This window comes from Cellulomonas chitinilytica, from assembly GCF_016862675.1.
GTDB lineage: Bacteria > Actinomycetota > Actinomycetes > Actinomycetales > Cellulomonadaceae > Cellulomonas > Cellulomonas chitinilytica.
Map to the genome: position 1 here is coordinate 1 of NZ_BONK01000012.1, position 16,726 is coordinate 16,726.

The 16,726-nt window shown below is 73.9% G+C and carries 19 protein-coding genes and 1 pseudogene; 16 read left to right on the forward strand and 4 right to left on the reverse strand.

Features of this window, described 5'->3' with window-relative positions:
• Positions 1-2,128: LuxR C-terminal-related transcriptional regulator (locus tag Cch01nite_RS16250; protein WP_239070799.1), on the forward strand; the 2,128-nt coding region annotated here is incomplete at its 5' end.
• A gap of 36 nt (positions 2,129-2,164) precedes the next feature.
• On the opposite strand, the gene Cch01nite_RS16255 is transcribed toward Cch01nite_RS16250, so the two are convergent.
• Positions 2,165-2,401, reverse strand: a complete 237-nt coding sequence (locus tag Cch01nite_RS16255; RefSeq protein WP_203757357.1) for a DUF8691 family protein — start codon at positions 2,399-2,401, stop codon at positions 2,165-2,167.
• A gap of 168 nt (positions 2,402-2,569) precedes the next feature.
• Between Cch01nite_RS16255 and Cch01nite_RS16260 the strand changes: the two genes are divergently transcribed.
• From Cch01nite_RS16260 to pstB, 10 genes are all read left to right on the forward strand, one after another.
• On the forward strand, positions 2,570-2,971 hold the full coding sequence (locus tag Cch01nite_RS16260; protein ID WP_203757359.1) for a DUF7144 family membrane protein: 402 nt from the start codon (positions 2,570-2,572) through the stop codon (positions 2,969-2,971).
• A gap of 16 nt (positions 2,972-2,987) precedes the next feature.
• Entirely contained in the window at positions 2,988-3,431 is a 444-nt protein-coding gene (locus tag Cch01nite_RS16265) for a DUF6325 family protein (protein WP_203757361.1), read from the forward strand.
• A gap of 18 nt (positions 3,432-3,449) precedes the next feature.
• A complete protein-coding gene (locus Cch01nite_RS16270) occupies positions 3,450-3,806 on the forward strand; it encodes an SHOCT domain-containing protein (protein WP_308439310.1) in 357 nt (118 codons plus the stop codon).
• A gap of 12 nt (positions 3,807-3,818) precedes the next feature.
• Positions 3,819-4,301, forward strand: coding sequence for a DUF1269 domain-containing protein (locus tag Cch01nite_RS16275; RefSeq protein WP_203757363.1), 483 nt, complete (start codon positions 3,819-3,821; stop codon positions 4,299-4,301).
• Positions 4,302-4,425: 124 nt separating this feature from the next.
• Entirely contained in the window at positions 4,426-5,697 is a 1,272-nt protein-coding gene (locus Cch01nite_RS16280) for a sensor histidine kinase (protein WP_203757365.1), read from the forward strand.
• A complete protein-coding gene (locus Cch01nite_RS16285) occupies positions 5,694-6,419 on the forward strand; it encodes a response regulator (RefSeq protein WP_203757367.1) in 726 nt (241 codons plus the stop codon). Before Cch01nite_RS16280 ends, Cch01nite_RS16285 begins: the two co-directional genes overlap by 4 nt.
• A gap of 196 nt (positions 6,420-6,615) precedes the next feature.
• Entirely contained in the window at positions 6,616-7,728 is a 1,113-nt protein-coding gene (locus tag Cch01nite_RS16290) for a phosphate ABC transporter substrate-binding protein PstS (RefSeq protein ID WP_203757369.1), read from the forward strand.
• Positions 7,729-7,820: 92 nt separating this feature from the next.
• Positions 7,821-8,825, forward strand: coding sequence for a phosphate ABC transporter permease subunit PstC (gene pstC, locus Cch01nite_RS16295; protein WP_203757371.1), 1,005 nt, complete (start codon positions 7,821-7,823; stop codon positions 8,823-8,825).
• A 1-nt stretch (position 8,826) separates the two neighbouring features.
• Positions 8,827-9,780, forward strand: coding sequence for a phosphate ABC transporter permease PstA (gene pstA, locus Cch01nite_RS16300; RefSeq protein WP_239070806.1), 954 nt, complete (start codon positions 8,827-8,829; stop codon positions 9,778-9,780).
• Between the two features lie 34 nt (positions 9,781-9,814).
• Positions 9,815-10,594, forward strand: coding sequence for a phosphate ABC transporter ATP-binding protein PstB (gene pstB / locus Cch01nite_RS16305; protein ID WP_203757373.1), 780 nt, complete (start codon positions 9,815-9,817; stop codon positions 10,592-10,594).
• A 160-nt stretch (positions 10,595-10,754) separates the two neighbouring features.
• On the opposite strand, the gene Cch01nite_RS16310 is transcribed toward pstB, so the two are convergent.
• Entirely contained in the window at positions 10,755-11,279 is a 525-nt protein-coding gene (locus tag Cch01nite_RS16310; protein WP_203757375.1) for a hypothetical protein, read from the reverse strand.
• Between the two features lie 305 nt (positions 11,280-11,584).
• Between Cch01nite_RS16310 and Cch01nite_RS16315 the strand changes: the two genes are divergently transcribed.
• From Cch01nite_RS16315 to Cch01nite_RS16325, 3 genes and pseudogenes are all read left to right on the forward strand, one after another.
• Positions 11,585-12,067, forward strand: coding sequence for a CarD family transcriptional regulator (locus Cch01nite_RS16315; protein ID WP_203757377.1), 483 nt, complete (start codon positions 11,585-11,587; stop codon positions 12,065-12,067).
• Positions 12,068-12,083: 16 nt separating this feature from the next.
• Positions 12,084-12,956, forward strand: a complete 873-nt coding sequence (locus tag Cch01nite_RS16320; protein WP_203757383.1) for an IspD/TarI family cytidylyltransferase — start codon at positions 12,084-12,086, stop codon at positions 12,954-12,956.
• Positions 12,953-13,372 (forward strand): annotated as a pseudogene (locus tag Cch01nite_RS16325) (2-C-methyl-D-erythritol 2,4-cyclodiphosphate synthase); the annotation flags it as partial. The gene Cch01nite_RS16320 and the pseudogene Cch01nite_RS16325, both read left to right, overlap by 4 nt.
• On the opposite strand, the gene Cch01nite_RS16330 reads toward Cch01nite_RS16325, so the two are convergent.
• Complete coding sequence (locus tag Cch01nite_RS16330) at positions 13,294-14,358, reverse strand: EamA family transporter (RefSeq protein ID WP_444542248.1); 1,065 nt, start codon at positions 14,356-14,358, stop codon at positions 13,294-13,296. The pseudogene Cch01nite_RS16325 and the gene Cch01nite_RS16330 overlap by 79 nt on opposite strands.
• A 72-nt stretch (positions 14,359-14,430) precedes the next feature.
• Here Cch01nite_RS16330 and Cch01nite_RS16335 point away from each other — a divergent pair, with 72 nt between their 5' ends.
• Together Cch01nite_RS16335 and Cch01nite_RS16340 are read left to right on the forward strand one after the other, a co-directional pair.
• The gene (locus tag Cch01nite_RS16335) at positions 14,431-15,357 is read left to right on the forward strand and encodes a LysR family transcriptional regulator (protein ID WP_203757388.1); all 927 of its coding nucleotides are present in this window, start codon (positions 14,431-14,433) and stop codon (positions 15,355-15,357) included.
• A gap of 103 nt (positions 15,358-15,460) precedes the next feature.
• Entirely contained in the window at positions 15,461-15,691 is a 231-nt protein-coding gene (locus Cch01nite_RS16340) for a hypothetical protein (RefSeq protein WP_203757390.1), read from the forward strand.
• 14 nt (positions 15,692-15,705) lie between these two features.
• Here Cch01nite_RS16340 and Cch01nite_RS16345 read toward each other — a convergent pair whose 3' ends face one another.
• The gene (locus Cch01nite_RS16345; protein ID WP_203757392.1) at positions 15,706-16,656 is read right to left on the reverse strand and encodes a quinone oxidoreductase family protein; all 951 of its coding nucleotides are present in this window, start codon (positions 16,654-16,656) and stop codon (positions 15,706-15,708) included.
• Positions 16,657-16,726: the final 70 nt, after the last annotated feature.

The window sequence follows — 16,726 nt, forward strand, 5'->3', positions numbered from 1 at the left end:
CCCGCCGCTCCCGTTGCACCGGCTGCGGCTGGCGGGCGACCTCGGCGAGGTCCGGGAGCGGACCCTGGCGTTCGACGGGGCCGAGGTCGCGCGGCTCGCGTCGTCGTCCGGCGTGGACCTCAGCCCCGGCGAGGCCGACGAGCTGCGGGGGCTGACCGGCGGGTGGCCGGTGGCGGTCCGCATGTCGCTCATGTCGCTCGCCGCGGACGACGACCCCGGTGCGCGCGTGCGACGGATGCCCGCGCTCACCGTCCCGGTCGCGGACTACCTGGTCGACGAGGTCCTCGCCGGGCTGCCCGCGCCCCTCGCGGAGTTCGTGCTGCGCGCCACGGTCGACGACGTGGTCGACCCGCTGCTCGCCGAGCGGCTCGTGCCCGGTGGTGCGCGGCTGCTCGACGAGTGCGTCGCCCGCGGCCTGTTCCTCACCCGCACGGTGCCCCTGCCGGGCGGCGCGGGCACGGGTCCCGGCGCGGCTCGGGACCGGACCGGCCCGGTCTACCGGTGGCACGCCCTGTTCGCCGCGCAGTGCCGGGTGCTGCAGGGCCGCCGCGACCCCGACCTGCTGACCGCGACCCACCGGCTCGTCGCCGAGCACCGCCGCTCCACCGACTGGGTGTCCGCCGTCCGGCACGCCTCGGCCGCCGGCGACGACGCGCTCGCCGCCGAGCTGCTGCACGCGCACTGGGCCGAGCTGCTCGTCGAGGGTGACACGGCGCTGCTGCGCCGCCTCCTGGCACAGCTCCCGGTGACGCTGTCGCGGGACCCGGGCGTCCTGCTCGCCGCGGCCGCGGCCGACCTGCAGGACGGCCGTGGCGACCTGGCCGTGCTCGCGCACGCCCGCCGTGCCGCGCAGGACGCCTGGTCGGACGCCGACGAGCTCGTCGGCCGGCTCCTCGGACCCGTCCTGTCGCCGGCCGGGCAGGCACCGGCCGCGGTGGCGTGGGCGGCACCCGCGCTGGCCGGGCCGGACGTCGACCCGGCGACCCGCGCGTTCGGCCTGTACCTCGTCGGGCGCGTCGAGGCCCAGACCGACACCGACACCCGCCGGGCCTGCGAGCACCTCGCCGAGGGCGCGACCGTCGCGACGGCGCTCGGGCTGCCGGCGATCGCCGTGGGCTGCCGGGCCGAGCAGAGCCTGCTGCTCGCGGACGACGGGGAGCTCGCGCGGGCCGACGACGCCGCGGGGACCGTGCTCGACCGCGGCGCGGAGCTCGGGTGGACGAGGACGAGCGCGCTCGCGTCCGCGCACCTCGCCCGGGGGCTGGCGGCGTTCTGGCAGGACCGGCTCGGCGACGCGCGCACCCACCTGGCGGCGGCGCAGGCGGGCGCCGGCCGGCAGCGGCCCGAGGTGGCCGTCCGCGCCGCGGCGGTGCTCGCGCTCGTCTGCCTGGCGCAGGACGACGGCGCGGGCTTCGCACGCGCCCGCGCGGCCGTCGGCCAGGACGCGCGCTGGCGGGCGCTGCCCTCGTTCGCGGACGTCCTCGGCGTCGTCGACACCGTCGCGCACGTGCGGCACGGCGACCTCGCGGCCGGGCTCGCGACCGCGCACGAGGTCGCCACCGACGTCGCGCACCCGCTCGCCGTGGTCTGGGAGGCCGAGACCGAGCGGCTCGCCGGGCACCCCGACGCCGCGGACCGCGCCCTCGACCGGCTCGGCGCCGTCCGCGTGCGCGCGCACGTCGAGGTCTCGGCGGCCCTGACGCGCGCCCTCCTGCGGTCGGCGGAGCACGACGACGCAGCCGCGCACCGCAGCCTCGAGCACGCCCTCGCCGTCGCCGCGCCCGAGGGGCTGCGCCGCCCGTTCGCCGAGCGCGCCGAGGACCTGCACGCTCTGCTCGTCGACCACCTCGCCTGGGGGAGCGCGCACGAGGAGCTCGCCGCCGGCCTGCTCGGCGCGACACCGCCGGCCCGGACCTCACGCGCGGCGGTCCGTGCCTGGGAGCTCACCGCCCGCGAGCGCGAGGTGCTGGTGCGGCTCCGGTCGACGATGACGACCACCGAGATCGGCGCCGCCCTGTTCGTCTCGACGAACACCGTCAAGACCCACCAGCGGTCCATCTACCGCAAGCTCGGCGTCCCCGGCCGCCGGGAGGCCGTGCGCCTGGCGGCCGAGCAGGGCCTCATCTAGCGGGGCGCGTCCAGCACGGCGTCAGCCGGCGACGCCTCACCCGACCTCGCCCTCCGCGTCGGGCTCGGGGACCACGTGCAGCTCGGTGATGTCGAGCCCCAGGTCGTGCAGCAGCGCCACGAGCCCGGTGAGCGCGGCCTTGTCCGGGACCCGGCAGGACAGCACGGTGCCGCTGCCGGTCGGGGTCTCGACGATGTCCGCGAAGTCGTGCAGGCGTGCGTCCCGCAGGTCCACCCCCCGCGGGCTGCCGTCGATCCTGATGTGGTACAGCACCCGACCAGCGTCCGTCGCCCCCGACCCCGACCGCCTCACGCGCACGGGGTGAGATGCGCCCGTCGGGCTCACCCCGTGCGGGTGAGGCACCGCCCGGGCCCCGGGGGAACAGTGGGAGCCACGGCGGGGAGCACCCCGCCCGCGGGGCGAGCGGCGACGGAGGCCGGCATGGCGCGCACGGTGACGGGTTGGGTCGGCTGGGTGTGGTTCGCGGCGTTCGGTCTGCTCACGGTCGGGCTGTTCAACCTGGTGGCGGGCCTGGTCGCGGCCTTCTCCTCCCAGCACGTGCTCGCCTGGACGGGCGAGGGCGTCGCGATCGTCGACGTGTCGACGTGGGGCTGGGTGCACCTGGTCCTCGGGCTGCTCCTGGTCGTCGCGGGGTTCGCGCTGTTCGGGGGGAGCGCGTGGGCCCGGTACACGGCCGTCGTGCTCGTGGTGCTCAACATGGTCGCCCAGTTCGTGTCCCTGCCGACCACGCCGTGGTGGTCGGTCGTCGTCATCGCGCTCGACCTGGTGATCCTGTGGGCGCTGATCGTCCACGGCGCCGAGGTCGAGCGCAGCCTCGCCTGAGACCGGAGGAGCAGTCATGGCTGAAGTGTTCGGACCTGTCGACCTCTACGCGATCGGGTTCCCGGAGGAGCGCGTGCCGGAGCGTGTGCGCGACGAGCTCCTCGCGCTCATCGCCTCCGACGCCGTCCGCATCGTCGACCTCGTGGTCGTCCGCAAGTCGCTCGACGGCGACCTGACCGTCATCGAGGTCGAGGACTTCGGCGACGAGCTGCAGATCACCGACGTCGAGCTCGCCGGCGCCGGCCTGACGGGCGGCGAGGACGTCGACGAGATCGGCGCGGGCCTGCCACCTGGCGGCTCGGCCCTCGTCGCGGTCGTCGAGCACGTGTGGGCCCGCGGGTTCGTCGCGGCGGCGCGCGAGGCGGGCGCCATCGTCCTGGCCTCGGAACGGATCCCTGCCGAGGTCGTCAACGCCCTCGTCGAGCTCGACGAGCTCGCCGGCGAGAGCACCACCGAGTGACACCCTGAGGAGATCGCCATGCCACCGCTCCGCCGAATGGGACGCCCCGGACTGATCGGGACCGCCGCCCGCACCGCCGTCATCGCCGGGACCGCCTCGGCGACCGTGGGGGCGGTGAACCGCCACCAGGCCAACAAGCAGGCCGCCTCCTACGAGCAGCAGCAGTGGGAGGCCCAGCAGCAGCAGGCCGCGCTCGACGAGGCCGCACGGCAGGCCGTCGCCCAGGCCCAGTACGCAGCCCCCGCCCCCGCCGCCGCTCCCACGGCGGCCGAGGACCCCCTGATCGCCAAGCTCAAGCAGCTCGCGGACCTGCACGCCGCGGGCGTGCTCGACGACGCCGAGTTCGCCGCCGCCAAGGCGAAGCTTCTCGGCTGAGAGGAGACGACGATGACGACGTTCACCGCGTGGAAGTTCGACACCCCGGACGGTGCGCAGCACGCCGCGGACGCGCTGAAGGGCGCGGAGCAGGACGGGCTCGTCAAGGTGCTCGACCGGGCGATCATCACCTGGCCGGAGGGTGCCGCCCGCCCGGACATGCACCACACGAACGAGGACAAGCGGCGCGGCACGGGCTGGGGCGCGTTCTGGGGGCTCCTGTTCGGCACGCTGTTCTTCGTCCCGGTGCTCGGCGCCGCGGCGGGTGCGGCGCTCGGCGCGATCAGCAAGGCCGTGTCGGCGGTCGGCCTGAACGAGGACCAGCTGCAGACCATCCGGGAGCAGGTGACGGTGGGGACGTCGATGCTGTGCGCGGTGACGACCGAGGGGGACATGGACCGGCTGGGCGAGCGGTTCCACGGCCTGCACTCGACGCTCGTGGCGACGAACCTGACCGAGGCGGAGAAGTCGCTCCTGATGGAGACGTTCGGCTGATCCCGCACCCGCAGGTCACAGGGGACGTGTGCCTCGGTGAACGGTCGATGAACGCTCGTCGACGGCCTCGCGCCGTCACCGTGCGACGGCCGGGGCGCACGTCCTCGCGGCTTACTGTGGCCCTGTGGAAGGGTTCTACGACAGCTTCGGGCTGCTGATCGCCGGCGCGCTCGGTGTCCTCACGGGCGCCGGTGCGACGTGGGCGTTCTGGTGGAGCGACCGCACCCAGCGCACGCTGCCCGAGACGCCCGCTCCGGTGGTCGACGACGGTGTGGTGCGCACGCTCGCGGTGCTGCGCTCCGCGGCGGTGGTGCTCGACGAGCACGACGCGGTGGTCCGGGCGAGCGCCCCGGCGCACGCCCTCGGCCTGGTGCGTGACGGCCGCATCGCGCCCGCCGCGATCCGGGACCTCGTCGCGCAGGTCCGCCGCGACGGCGTGATCCTCGACGAGGAGCTCGAGGTGCCGCGCGGCCCGGTGGGCGCGGGTGTGCTGCTTGTGCAGGTCCGGGTGGCCCAGGTCAGCGAGAAGCACCTGCTGGTGCTCGCGGAGGACCAGACGCAGGCTCGACGGCTCGAGGCGATCCGCCGCGACTTCGTCGTCAACGTCTCGCACGAGCTCAAGACGCCGGTCGGCGCGATCTCCCTGCTCGCGGAGACCATCGAGGACGCGGCGGACGACCCGACGGCGGTCCGCCGGTTCGCGGGCCGTATGCAGTCGGAGGCGACGCGGCTGTCCGCGCTCGTGCACGAGATCATCGAGCTGTCCCGGCTCCAGGTCGCCGGTGCGCTCGGGCAGCCCGCGATCGTGCATGTCGACGACGTCGTCGCCGAGGCGGTCGACCGGGCCCGCACCACGGCCGACGCGAAGAAGGTCCGGCTCGACATCGGCGGCCAGCAGGGCACCCAGGTGTTCGGCAACCGGGACCTGCTCGTCACGGCGGTGCGCAACCTGCTCGACAACGCGGTGGCGTACTCCGGGGAGGCGTCGCACGTCGGTGTCGGGGTCCGCGAGCACGAGGGCCTGGTGGAGATCGCGGTCGTCGACAACGGCATCGGCATCTCGTCGGCGGAGCAGGAGCGGGTGTTCGAGCGGTTCTACCGCGTCGACCCGGCGCGGGCGCGCGCCACGGGCGGCACCGGGCTCGGTCTGTCGATCGTCAAGCACGTGGCGGCGGACCACGGCGGGGACGTCACCGTGTGGTCCCAGCCGGGCCGCGGCTCGACGTTCACGCTGCGCCTGCCCCGGGCGGAGGTCGGCGACGCCGGCGGGCCGGCCGCGTCCGTCGAGCCCGGTCCGCTCGCGACGACGACGCCGCCGTCGGGCATCCTGAACCTGCCGACCCCCACCGACTCCCAGGACGAAGGAGCCCCCACCGTGCGCCGGAGCGCCTCATGACCCGCATCCTCGTGGTCGAGGACGAGGACTCGTACCGCGACCCCCTCACCTACCAGCTGGAGCGTGAGGGTTTCGAGGTGCTCACCGCGGCGTCCGGGACGGAGGCGCTCGAGCAGTTCGACGAGCACGGCGCCGACCTCGTGCTCCTCGACCTCATGCTGCCCGGCCTGCCCGGCACCGAGGTGTGCCGCCGCCTGCGCCTGACGAGCGACGTCCCGGTCATCATGCTCACGGCGAAGGACGACGAGATCGACAAGGTCGTCGGCCTGGAGCTCGGCGCGGACGACTACGTGACGAAGCCGTACTCGTCGCGCGAGCTGCTCGCCCGCGTGCGGGCCGTGCTGCGCCGCCGCGAGGCCCCCGTCGCCGTCGGCGTCCCCGCCGGTCACGGCCCGTCCGCCGAGCCGGACGACGACGAGCTGCTCGTGTCCGGCCCGGTCCGGATGGACGTCGAGCGGCACACGGTGCACGTGCGGGGCGACCTCGTCGCGTTCCCGCTCAAGGAGTTCGAGCTGCTGGAGATGCTGCTCCGCAACGCCGGCCGCGTGCTGACCCGCGGCCAGCTGATCGACCGGATCTGGGGCTCCGACTACGTCGGCGACACCAAGACGCTCGACGTCCACGTGAAGCGGGTCCGCGCCAAGATCGAGCTCGACCCCGCGAACCCCGTCCTCCTGGTGACGGTCCGCGGCCTCGGCTACAAGCTGACAGAAGAGGACTGACCGAACCGTCCTGTTCGTCCTCGAAGGCCCGTGTGATCTGCGCACGGGCCTTCGTCGTCCCGGACATCCGTCCGGACTCGTCGGCCAGCGTTCACCCCTGGTTCACCTGCGACAGCCCGGCCGGTCACGTGCAGTTCCTACCTTCGGCCATGCCGCGCACACCCCGGTGCGCACATGATCGACAGGACGGACCACAGTGAAGCTCCCCCTCCTCGGCCGCATCGGCTCGGTTGCCCTCGTCGGCACCCTCGCCCTCGCGCTGTCGGCGTGCGGTTCGGACAACGCGACCGACACCCCCGGAGCGACCGGCTCGGACGCCCCGGTCTCGACCCTGAGCGGCACGCTGAACGGTGGCGGCTCCAGCGCGCAGGAGAAGGCGCAGCAGGCGTGGGTCGCCGGCTTCCAGACGGCGAACCCGAACGTCACCGTCAACTACACGACCACCGACTCGGGTGCCGGCCGCAAGGGCTTCCTCGACGCGTCGCTCGACTACGCCGGCTCGGACAGCGCCCTGAACGACGAGGAGCTCGCGTCGTCGACGGACCGCTGCTTCGGCGGTTCGGGCATCGACCTGCCGGTGTACATCAGCCCCATCGCGGTCGCGTTCAACATCGACGGCGTGAAGGAGCTCAAGCTGACGCCCGACGTCGTCGCGAAGATCTTCGCGGGCACGATCACCACGTGGGACGACGCGGCCATCACGGCCCTCAACCCGGGCGCGAAGCTGTCCGGCGCGATCACGGTCGTGCACCGCTCGGACGACTCGGGCACCTCGAAGAACTTCCAGGACTACCTGTCGAAGACCGCTCCCGACGTGTGGACCTACGAGGTCTCCAACACGTGGCCGGTGCAGGTCGGCCAGGGCGCGAACGGCACGTCGGGCGTCGTCCAGACGATCCAGGCGGCGCCGGGCACGATCGGCTACGCGGACGCCTCCGCCGTCGGCTCGCTCGGCAAGGTCTCGCTCGGTGTCGGGTCGGAGTTCGTCGCCCCGACGGCCGACGCCGCCGCCAAGACGGTCGACGTCTCCCCGCGGGACGACGCCCGCGGCGAGGGTGACATCGTCATCAAGGTCGACCGCACGACCACCGAGTCGGGCGCGTACCCGGCGATCCTCGTGTCCTACCTGGTGGTCTGCAACACCTACGACAGCCAGGACAAGGTCGACCTGATCAAGGGTTACGCAGGCTACGCCGCCGGCGCGGAGGGCCAGGAGAAGGCCGCGACCGCGGCCGGCTCGGCGGCGATCTCCGACGCGCTGCGCACGGACGTCCTCGCCGCGATCGACGCGATCACCGTCAAGAAGTAGTCGACCGCACCGCCGTCGTCCGGCGGCCACCCAGGGCACGACCTGGTGGCCGCCGGACGACGCCGCACCCCCACCCCGACAGGAGCACTCTGTTGGCTTCGCCCACGACAGCGACGACCCCGCCGGTCACGCCCGTCCGCACGCCTCGGCGCCGTTCGCGGCCCGCCGACCGCGGCCTCGACCGGAGCTTCCGGTACGTCGCCGTCGGGTCGGGGATGCTCATCCTGGCGACTCTCGCCTCGGTCGCGATCTTCCTGATCATCGAGGCGATGCCGGCGCTGACCCACGAGGACCTCGCCTCGGAGATCCCGTGGATCCCGAAGGGCGGCGACCTGTGGTCGGTCGTCGGCCCGCTGATCTTCGGCACGATCCTGGCGGCGATCGTGTCGCTGGTCGTCGCCGTGCCGGTCGCGGTCGGGATCGCGCTGTTCATCTCGCACTACGCGCCGCGCCGCATGGCGAACGCGCTCGGGTACGTCGTGGACCTGCTGGCGGCGATCCCGTCGGTCGTGTTCGGCCTGTGGGGCGTCATGGTGCTCGCACCGAAGGTGCAGCCGGTCTGGCAGTTCCTGGTCGACTACCTCGGCTGGATCCCGCTGTTCGCCGGTGACGCCCACGGCAACGCCTCGAACCCGCCTCGCGTGCTCATGACGACGTCGATCGTGCTCGCCGTGATGATCCTGCCCATCATCACGGCCGTGAGCCGCGAGGTGTTCCTGCAGACGCCCCGGCTGCACGAGGAGGCGGCGCTGGCCCTGGGGGCGACCCGCTGGGAGCTCATCCGCATGGCGGTCCTGCCGTTCGGCCGCTCGGGCGTGACGTCCGCGGCGATGCTCGGCCTGGGCCGCGCGCTCGGCGAGACGATGGCCGTCCTCATGATCCTGTCGCCCGGCCTGCTCTACTCGTTCAAGCTGCTCGTCGCGAGCCAGCAGCAGACGATCGCGGCGAACATCGCCGCCCGCTTCAACGACGCGAACGACATCGGCCGCTCGACGCTGATCGCGACGGGTCTGGCGCTGTTCGTCATCACGCTGCTCGTCAATCTGGCTGCCCGCGCGATCATCGCGCGGCGCAAGGACTTCTCGGGAGCGAACTGACGTGACCGTCACCGACACCCTCACGCCCGACGCGTCGGCCCTGCGTCTCGCGCTGACGCAGGTCGACCCGGCGCGCCGGCGCAAGGACCGCTTCATGCGGGGGCTCATCTACGCGGCGTTCGTGCTCGCGATGATCCCGCTGGTCTCCCTCATCTGGAGCGTGCTCGCGAACGGCCTCGGCCGCTTCGACCTGTACTTCCTCACGCACTCGATGCGCAACGTGTACGGCGGCATGGACGCCGGCGGCGTCTACCACGCGCTGCTCGGCACGCTCCTCATCACCGGCCTCGCCGCGCTCATCTCGGTGCCGATCGGCATCCTCACGGCCGTCTACCTCGTCGAGTACGGGTCCGGCGCCCTGGCCCGGTCGGTGACGTTCTTCGTCGACGTCATGACGGGCATCCCGTCGATCGTCGCGGGCCTGTTCGCGTTCTCGCTGTTCTACCTCGTGGTCGGACCGGACTCACGCAGCGGATTCGTCGGGGCCGTGGCCCTGTCGGTGCTCATGATCCCGATCGTCATCCGCTCGACGGAGGAGATGCTGCGGCTCGTCCCGAACGAGCTGCGCGAGGCGTCCCTCGCCCTCGGGGTCCCGAAGTGGCTGACGATCATCCGGGTCGTGCTGCGGACCGCCGTCGCGGGCATCACGACGGGCGTGATGATCGCGATCGCCCGCGTCATCGGCGAGACGGCCCCGCTGCTCATCACGGTCGGCGCGACGGACTCGATCAACCGGGACCCGTTCGAGGGCAACATGATGACGCTGCCCGTGTACGTGTACCGCCAGTACGCGGCGGGCCTGGTGCCCTGCACCCCGGGCGACGCCGCGTGCATCCCGACGATCAACTACGACCGGGCCTGGAGCGCCGCGCTCGTGCTCATCCTGGTCGTCATGCTGCTCAACCTCGTGGCGCGCGGCGTGAGCCGCTGGTTCGCGCCCAAGACCCGGGCCTGACGCCCACCGGCCCGGCCCCTCAAGGAGAACGACCATGGCACAGCGCATCGACGTCAAGGACCTGAACATCTACTACAGCGACTTCCTCGCGGTCGCGAACGTGGAGATGTCCGTCGACCCGCGGTCGGTGACCGCGTTCATCGGCCCGTCCGGCTGCGGCAAGTCGACGTTCCTGCGGACGCTCAACCGCATGCACGAGGTGATCCCCGGCGCGCACGTGCAGGGGACCGTCGCGATGGACGGCATCGACCTGTACGGCGCGGACGTCGACCCGGTCGCGGTCCGCCGGCAGGTGGGCATGGTGTTCCAGCGCCCGAACCCGTTCCCGACGATGTCCATCGCGGACAACGTGCTCGCGGGCATCCGGCTGAACAACAAGCGCATCTCGAAGTCCGACGCCGAGGAGGTCGTCGAGACCTCGCTGCGGGCCGCGAACCTGTGGAACGAGGTCAAGGACCGGCTGAACCGTCCGGGCTCGGGCCTGTCGGGCGGTCAGCAGCAGCGGCTGTGCATCGCGCGCGCCATCGCCGTCAAGCCGCAGGTGCTCCTCATGGACGAGCCGTGCTCCGCGCTCGACCCGATCTCGACCCTCGCCATCGAGGACCTGATCGCCGAGCTCAAGTCGGACTACACGATCGTGATCGTCACGCACAACATGCAGCAGGCGGCCCGCGTGTCCGACCGGACGGCCTTCTTCAACCTCGCGGCGACGGGTCAGCCCGGCCGCCTCGTCGAGATCGACGACACGTCGACGATCTTCTCCTCGCCGCGCGAGCAGGCCACGGAGGACTACATCTCCGGCCGCTTCGGGTGACCGTCCGCGCGTGACCGTGCGCCCCTGACCGTGCGCGCCCCTGATCGTCCCGCCCCGGGGGAGGCGGGCTGTGAAGGACGAAGCGGCGGGACCCGCCCTCCCGGGGCAGGTCCCGCCGCTTCGTCGCGTCCGGTCGGCGCTGACGCCGCCGGACGAGGGTTCAGGAGCTCTTCGACGGCGACGGGCTGGGCTCCTGCGTCGGCACCGCGCTCGCGTACTCGGGCAGCGTGCCGTCGAGCACCGGGACGTCGAGCGTGATCGAGCCGCCGCCGGCCGTCTTCACGGTGAGCGGGGCGACCTCGCCGGGGGAGACCTCGACGGCGGTGATCTCGACGTCCGCGTGGCCGTCCTCGTCGGAGCCGTCCAGCAGCAGCGTCTCCTTGGGGCCGAGCTCGAGGGTCGTCGGGTCGGCGTCGCCGAACGTCAGGGTGACGGTCTGGTCCTCGTCGCCGTCGTTGACGAGCGCGCCCTCGAGCCGGCCGACGTCGCCCTTGCCCTGGCTGAGCACCAGGAGGTTCGTGCCGCGGACGTCGCCGAGGACGAAGCGCACGCCGTCCGACGCGCTGTACTGGTCCTCGGTGGTCATCGGGTTGGTGGCCGAGCAGCCGGAGAGGACCGCACCGAGGACGGCCGCGCCGCCGGTGAGGGCCAGCAGGCGGCGGGTGCGGGGGCGGAGCGAGGTCACGGTGACTCCTCGGGGCGTCGGGCGCGCCGCTGGCGCGGGTCCGGTCGCGGACGGTGCGGTCGGACCGGGCGCGGTGCGTGGCGGTCCGCGGCAAGCCTAGCCGCCCGGGCGGGTAGGGGCAGACGCACGTCCACGCTACCGGGCGGGGCGTGCGGCGGGGCCGGTCCAAGGTCCCGGCCGCGGGGCGCGCGACCTGGCACGATCTCCGTGACACGTCTCTGACCTGCGACGATGCAGTCGACGCGCCGTCCAGGACCAAATTTCCGCGTGATAAGATAGTCCTCTGCGAAAGGGGACACCTGCAGATGACTTTCACTGTTGGGGAGACCGTTGTCTACCCGCACCACGGTGCGGCATTGATCGAAGAGATCAAGACCAGGACCATCCGCGGAGAGGACAAGATCTACCTCAAGCTCAAGGTCGCTCAGGGGGACCTGACCATCGAGGTGCCGGCGGAGAACGTCGACCTCGTGGGTGTGCGGGACGTCGTCGGGCAGGAGGGCCTCGAGAAGGTCTTCGACGTGCTGCGCGCGCCGTACACCGAGGAGCCGACCAACTGGTCGCGCCGCTACAAGGCGAACCTCGAGAAGCTCGCGTCGGGCGACGTCATCAAGGTCGCGGAGGTCGTCCGCGACCTGTCGCGTCGTGACGCCGACCGTGGCCTGTCCGCGGGCGAGAAGCGCATGCTCGCCAAGGCCCGTCAGATCCTCGTCTCGGAGCTCGCCCTCGCGGAGCACACCGAGGAGGACAAGGCCGAGGCGATCCTCGACGAGGTCCTCGCGTCCTGACGCGCCCGCACCTCAGGTGAGCGTCGCCGCCGTCCTGACCGCCGCCGGGAGCGGGTCCCGGCTCGGTCACGCACTTCCGAAGGCCCTCGTCCCGTTGGCGGGGGAGCCGCTCGTCCGTCACGCCGCCCGTCGCCTCCTGGCGGCGCGTGCCGCCGACGGGCAGCGCATCGAGACGCTCGTCGTCACCGCACCCGCGGACCACGTCGCGCACGTCGAACGCAGCCTCACGGGGCTCGCGGACGGCGTGCGCGTCGTCGTCGTGGCCGGCGGTCCGACCCGGCAGGCGTCCGTGGCGGCGGCCCTGGCCGTGCTCGGGGCGCCCGTGCCGTCGGGTGCCTCGGCCGCGGGTGTCCGTCCGACCGACGACGCCCCAGGAGACCCGACGGTCGTCCTCGTGCACGACGCGGCGCGGCCGCTGGCCCCCGAGGAGCTCGTCGGCCGGGTGATCGACGCCGTCCGCGCGGGCCGGTCCGCCGTCGTCCCGGGGATGCCGGTCACGGACACCATCAAGCAGGTCGACGCGCCGCAGGGCGCCGCCGAGGGGCTCGCGGCCGCGCGGGTGCTCGCCACCGTGGCCCGTGAGCAGCTCCGGGCCGTCCAGACGCCGCAGGGCTTCACGTTCGACGTGCTCCGGACGGCGCACGCCGCGGCCGCCGCGCACGCGCACGACGAGGCGCTGGCGGCGTCCGACGACGCGGGGCTCGTCGAGCGGACGGGCGGCGCCGTGTGGGTCGTCGACGGCGACGAGCGTGCCGCGAAGATCACCACGCCGCGCGACCTCGCGATCGCCGAGCTCCTGCTGCGTGACGAGCGCGCCGCCGTCCCCGCCGACGACACCACGGACGGTGCCCCGCGCCGCACCGTCGAGACCGCACAGGAGCCCCGATGACCGCCCTGCCGCGCACGGGCATCGGCGTGGACGTGCACGCCTACGACCCCGACCCTGAGCCGGGGGCGGTGCTGCACCTCGCCGGCCTCGCGTGGCCGGGGGAGCGCCCCCTCGCCGGGCACTCCGACGCCGACGTCGCGGCGCACGCGGCCGCGGACGCCCTGCTGTCGGCCGCGGGGCTGGGCGACCTCGGGTCGAACTTCGGGACGTCGGAGCCGCAGTGGGCGGGTGCGGCCGGTGCGGTGCTGCTCGCGGAGGCGGCGCGCCGGGTGCGGGCGGCGGGGTTCGAGGTCGGGAACGTCGTCGTGCAGGTGATCGGGAACCGGCCCCGGATCGGTCAGCGGCGGGCGGAGGCCGAGGGGGTGCTGTCGTCGGCCGCGGGGGCGCCGGTGAGCGTCTCGGCGACGACCACGGACGGGCTCGGGCTCACGGGCCGCGGCGACGGGGTGGCGGCGGTCGCGACGGCGCTCGTCGTGCCGTCGTCCGGCGCCTGACCCGGTCCGGCACCCGTCACCCGGCGTCGTCCGCCCGTCGAGCCCAGCAGCACGCCCGCGACCACGAGCGCGCCCCACGCGATCTCCGCGGGCTCCGTGCCCTCGCGCAGCAGCAGCCACGACGCGCCCATCCCGACGACCGGCACGAGCATCGAGAACGGGGCGACGGTGCTCGACGGGTGTCGGCCCATGAGCGTCGTCCAGATGCCCGAGCCCCCCACCGTCGCGACGAGCACGGTGAACGCCAGCCCGGCGAGGGCCAGCAGCCCCGTGCGGGTGGTGAGGCCGTGGAAGGACGCGGCGATCCGGTCGGGCCCCTCGACGGCGAGCGACAGGGCGGCCAGCGGGATCGGCGGCACGACCGACATCCACAGCATCAGCCGGAACCCCTCGCCGGGCGCGTGCTGCATCGCGCGCCGGTTGCCGAGGTTGCCGACGGCCCACCCGAGGCCGCCGCACAGGGTCAGGACGACCGGCAGCAGGGTCGCGCCCCCGTCGAGCCCCGCCCGGTGCGCGGCGATGCCGCCGAGCCCGGCGACGGCGACGGCGACGCCCAGCGCCTGCCGTCCGCTGATCCGCTCCCGCAGGAACCCCGCGGCCAGCAGCACCGTGAACGGCGCCGAGGACTGTAGGACGAGCGACGCCAGCCCGGTGGGCATGCCGGTGTCCATCGCCAGGTACAGGAAGACGAACTGCAGCACCCCGAACCCGAGGCCGTACAGCAGCACCCAGCGCCACGGCGCCGAGGGGCGACGCACCCACAGCAGCGTCGGGACGGCGAGCAGCGTGAACCGCAGCGCCACGAGCAGGAACGGGGGGAACTGCTGCAGGGACAGGTGGATCGCCGGGAAGTTCAGGCCCCAGGCGACCGCGACGAGGACGGCGAGGAGGCGGTCGCGAGCGGGCATGACCGCACCCTGCCGCGCGCACGGGCTTCAGCACCATCGAAATGTTCTGCTGTTTCCTTGTAGCGTTCCTTCATGGATGCCCGCTCCCTCGAGGTGCTGCGGACCGTCGGCTCGCAGGGTGGGGTCACGGCCGCCGCCCGCACGCTGCACCTCACGCCGTCGGCGGTGTCGCAGCAGGTCGCCGTGCTGCAGCGCGAGGTCGGGGTCCCGCTCACGGAGCGCGTCGGGCGTGGCCTGCGGCTGACGGCCGCCGGGGAGGCGCTCGCGCACGCGGCCGTCGACGTCGCCGTCGCGCTCGAGCGTGCCCGGGCGGCGTGCGACGCGTTCCTGGAGCGCCCGACGGGCGTCGTCCGAGTGTCGTCGTTCCAGAGCGGCGCGCAGCTCCTGCTGCCCGGCCTCCTGACACGGGTGGCGGCGCTCGACGGGATCACGCTCGAGGCCCTCGACGAGGACGTCGCGCAGGACGACTTCGTGGCCCTGACCGACCACATCGACATCGTCGTCGCGCACCGCCCCGACCCGAGCCCGCCGTGGACGTCCCGCCCGGGTGCGGCGGCCGTCCGCGTCGTGCCGCTGCTGCGCGAGCCGCTCGACGTCGCCGTGCCGGTCGGGCACCCGCTCGCGGACCGGGACGCCGTGCGCCCCGCGGACCTCGTGGACGTGCCCTGGATCGCCGTGCGCGAGGGCTTCCCGGTCGCCACCGTGCTCGCGGCGGTCGCGGACAGGTCCGGCGGGACGCCGCGCATCGTGCACCGGATCAACGACTTCCACGTCATCGAGGCGCTCGTCGCCGCCGGCCACGGGGTGTCGCTCCTGCCCCGCCACACGTTCGGCGGGAGCACCCGGGTGCGGCTCGTCCCGCTGGCGGAGATCCGCGCCGGACGGCGGGTCGACGCGCTGCTGCGGGCGGACCGGGCCGAGCGTCTCGTGGTGCGGCGTGTGCTCGACGAGCTGCGGGCCGTCGTCGCGGGGATCGTGGGTCCGCCGCCCCTCGACTGACGTCGGCCGTCCGGGGGACATCGGCGCGTGCGTGCGGTCCGGCGGCCGAGATGCCGCGGGCGACCACTTCCGTCGGGTTCCGGGTCACGGTACGGTCCTGGACGTGACAGAGCCGTCCCGAGCAGCCGACCCGACCGCGCCATCGCCGTTGGGAGCGCTCTCGCGGACCGGTGCGGCCCCGCTGGCCGCGCGGGTCCCGGCCGCGCCACGCGTCCGGCTCCGGGTCCGGATCCCGCTCGACGTGCTCGAGGCCACGCACGCGGGCCTGCAGGACGTCGACGACCAGCACCGTCCGCCGCCGTCCGACGAGACCCCGCCGCCCCTGCCGCTCTGAGCCGGTCGTGCCCGTCAGGGGATGAGCACGAGCTTGCCCCGCGCGTGACCCGCGCGGCTGTCCCGGTGCGCGTCCGCGGCGTCCTCCAGCGGGTACGTGCGCGCGACGCGGACGTCGAGCGTCCCGTCGGCGGCCAGCTCCGCGAGCTGCGCCCGTGCGGCCTCCCGCACGGCTGTCCCCGGGTCGGCCCCGGGACCGCCGCCGAGGGCGCGGATGCCCAGCTCGCCGGCACGGCGGAACCCCGCGATCGTCGCGATCCGTGACCGGTCCGCGACCGTCTCGACGGACACGTCGAGCGCCTCGTCCGAGCCGACCGTGTCGACGGCGACCGTGACCGGGCCGGTGTCCCGGGCGATCTCCCGGACCCGGTCGAGCAGCCCCTCGCCGTACGTCACGGGGATCGCGCCCAGGTCACGCAGGTCGTCCTGGGTCTCCGGCGAGCTCGTCGCGATCACCCGGGCGCCGCGCAGCACGGCGAGCTGCACCACCATCCTCCCGACGGCGCCCGACCCGCCGTGGACCAGCACCACGTCGCCGTCGTGCGCCCCCGTCGCGGACAGCGTGTGCACCGCCGTCGCGCCCGTCAGCAGCAGGCCGGACGCGGCGGCCCAGCTCAGGCTCGTCGGCCGGCGGCACGTCACCTGCTCCGAGACCTCCAGCCGGTCCGCGTAGCCCCCGGAGACGCGCCAGGCGATGATCTCGTCGCCCGGGGCGAGCCAGCGGACCGACGGCCCGACCGCGCCCACCACACCGGCGATCTCGTAGCCGAGCCGCAGGGGGAGACGTCCGGGGTCGTTGCCGGGTCCCTCGGCGTACATCTTCCAGTCGATCGGGTTCACGGCCGCGGCCCGCACCTCGACGATGACGTTGCCCGGCCCGGGCTCCCCCGCGTCGACCTCGATGGTGCGCAGGACCTCCGGCCCGCCGAACGCGGTCGCGACGACCGCCCTGCTGCGTAGTGCCACCGGCACAGACTGCACCGGTCACCCGTTCGCCGCCAGAGTCCGCCGTTCCTGTCCGCTCACCTCACCCGGA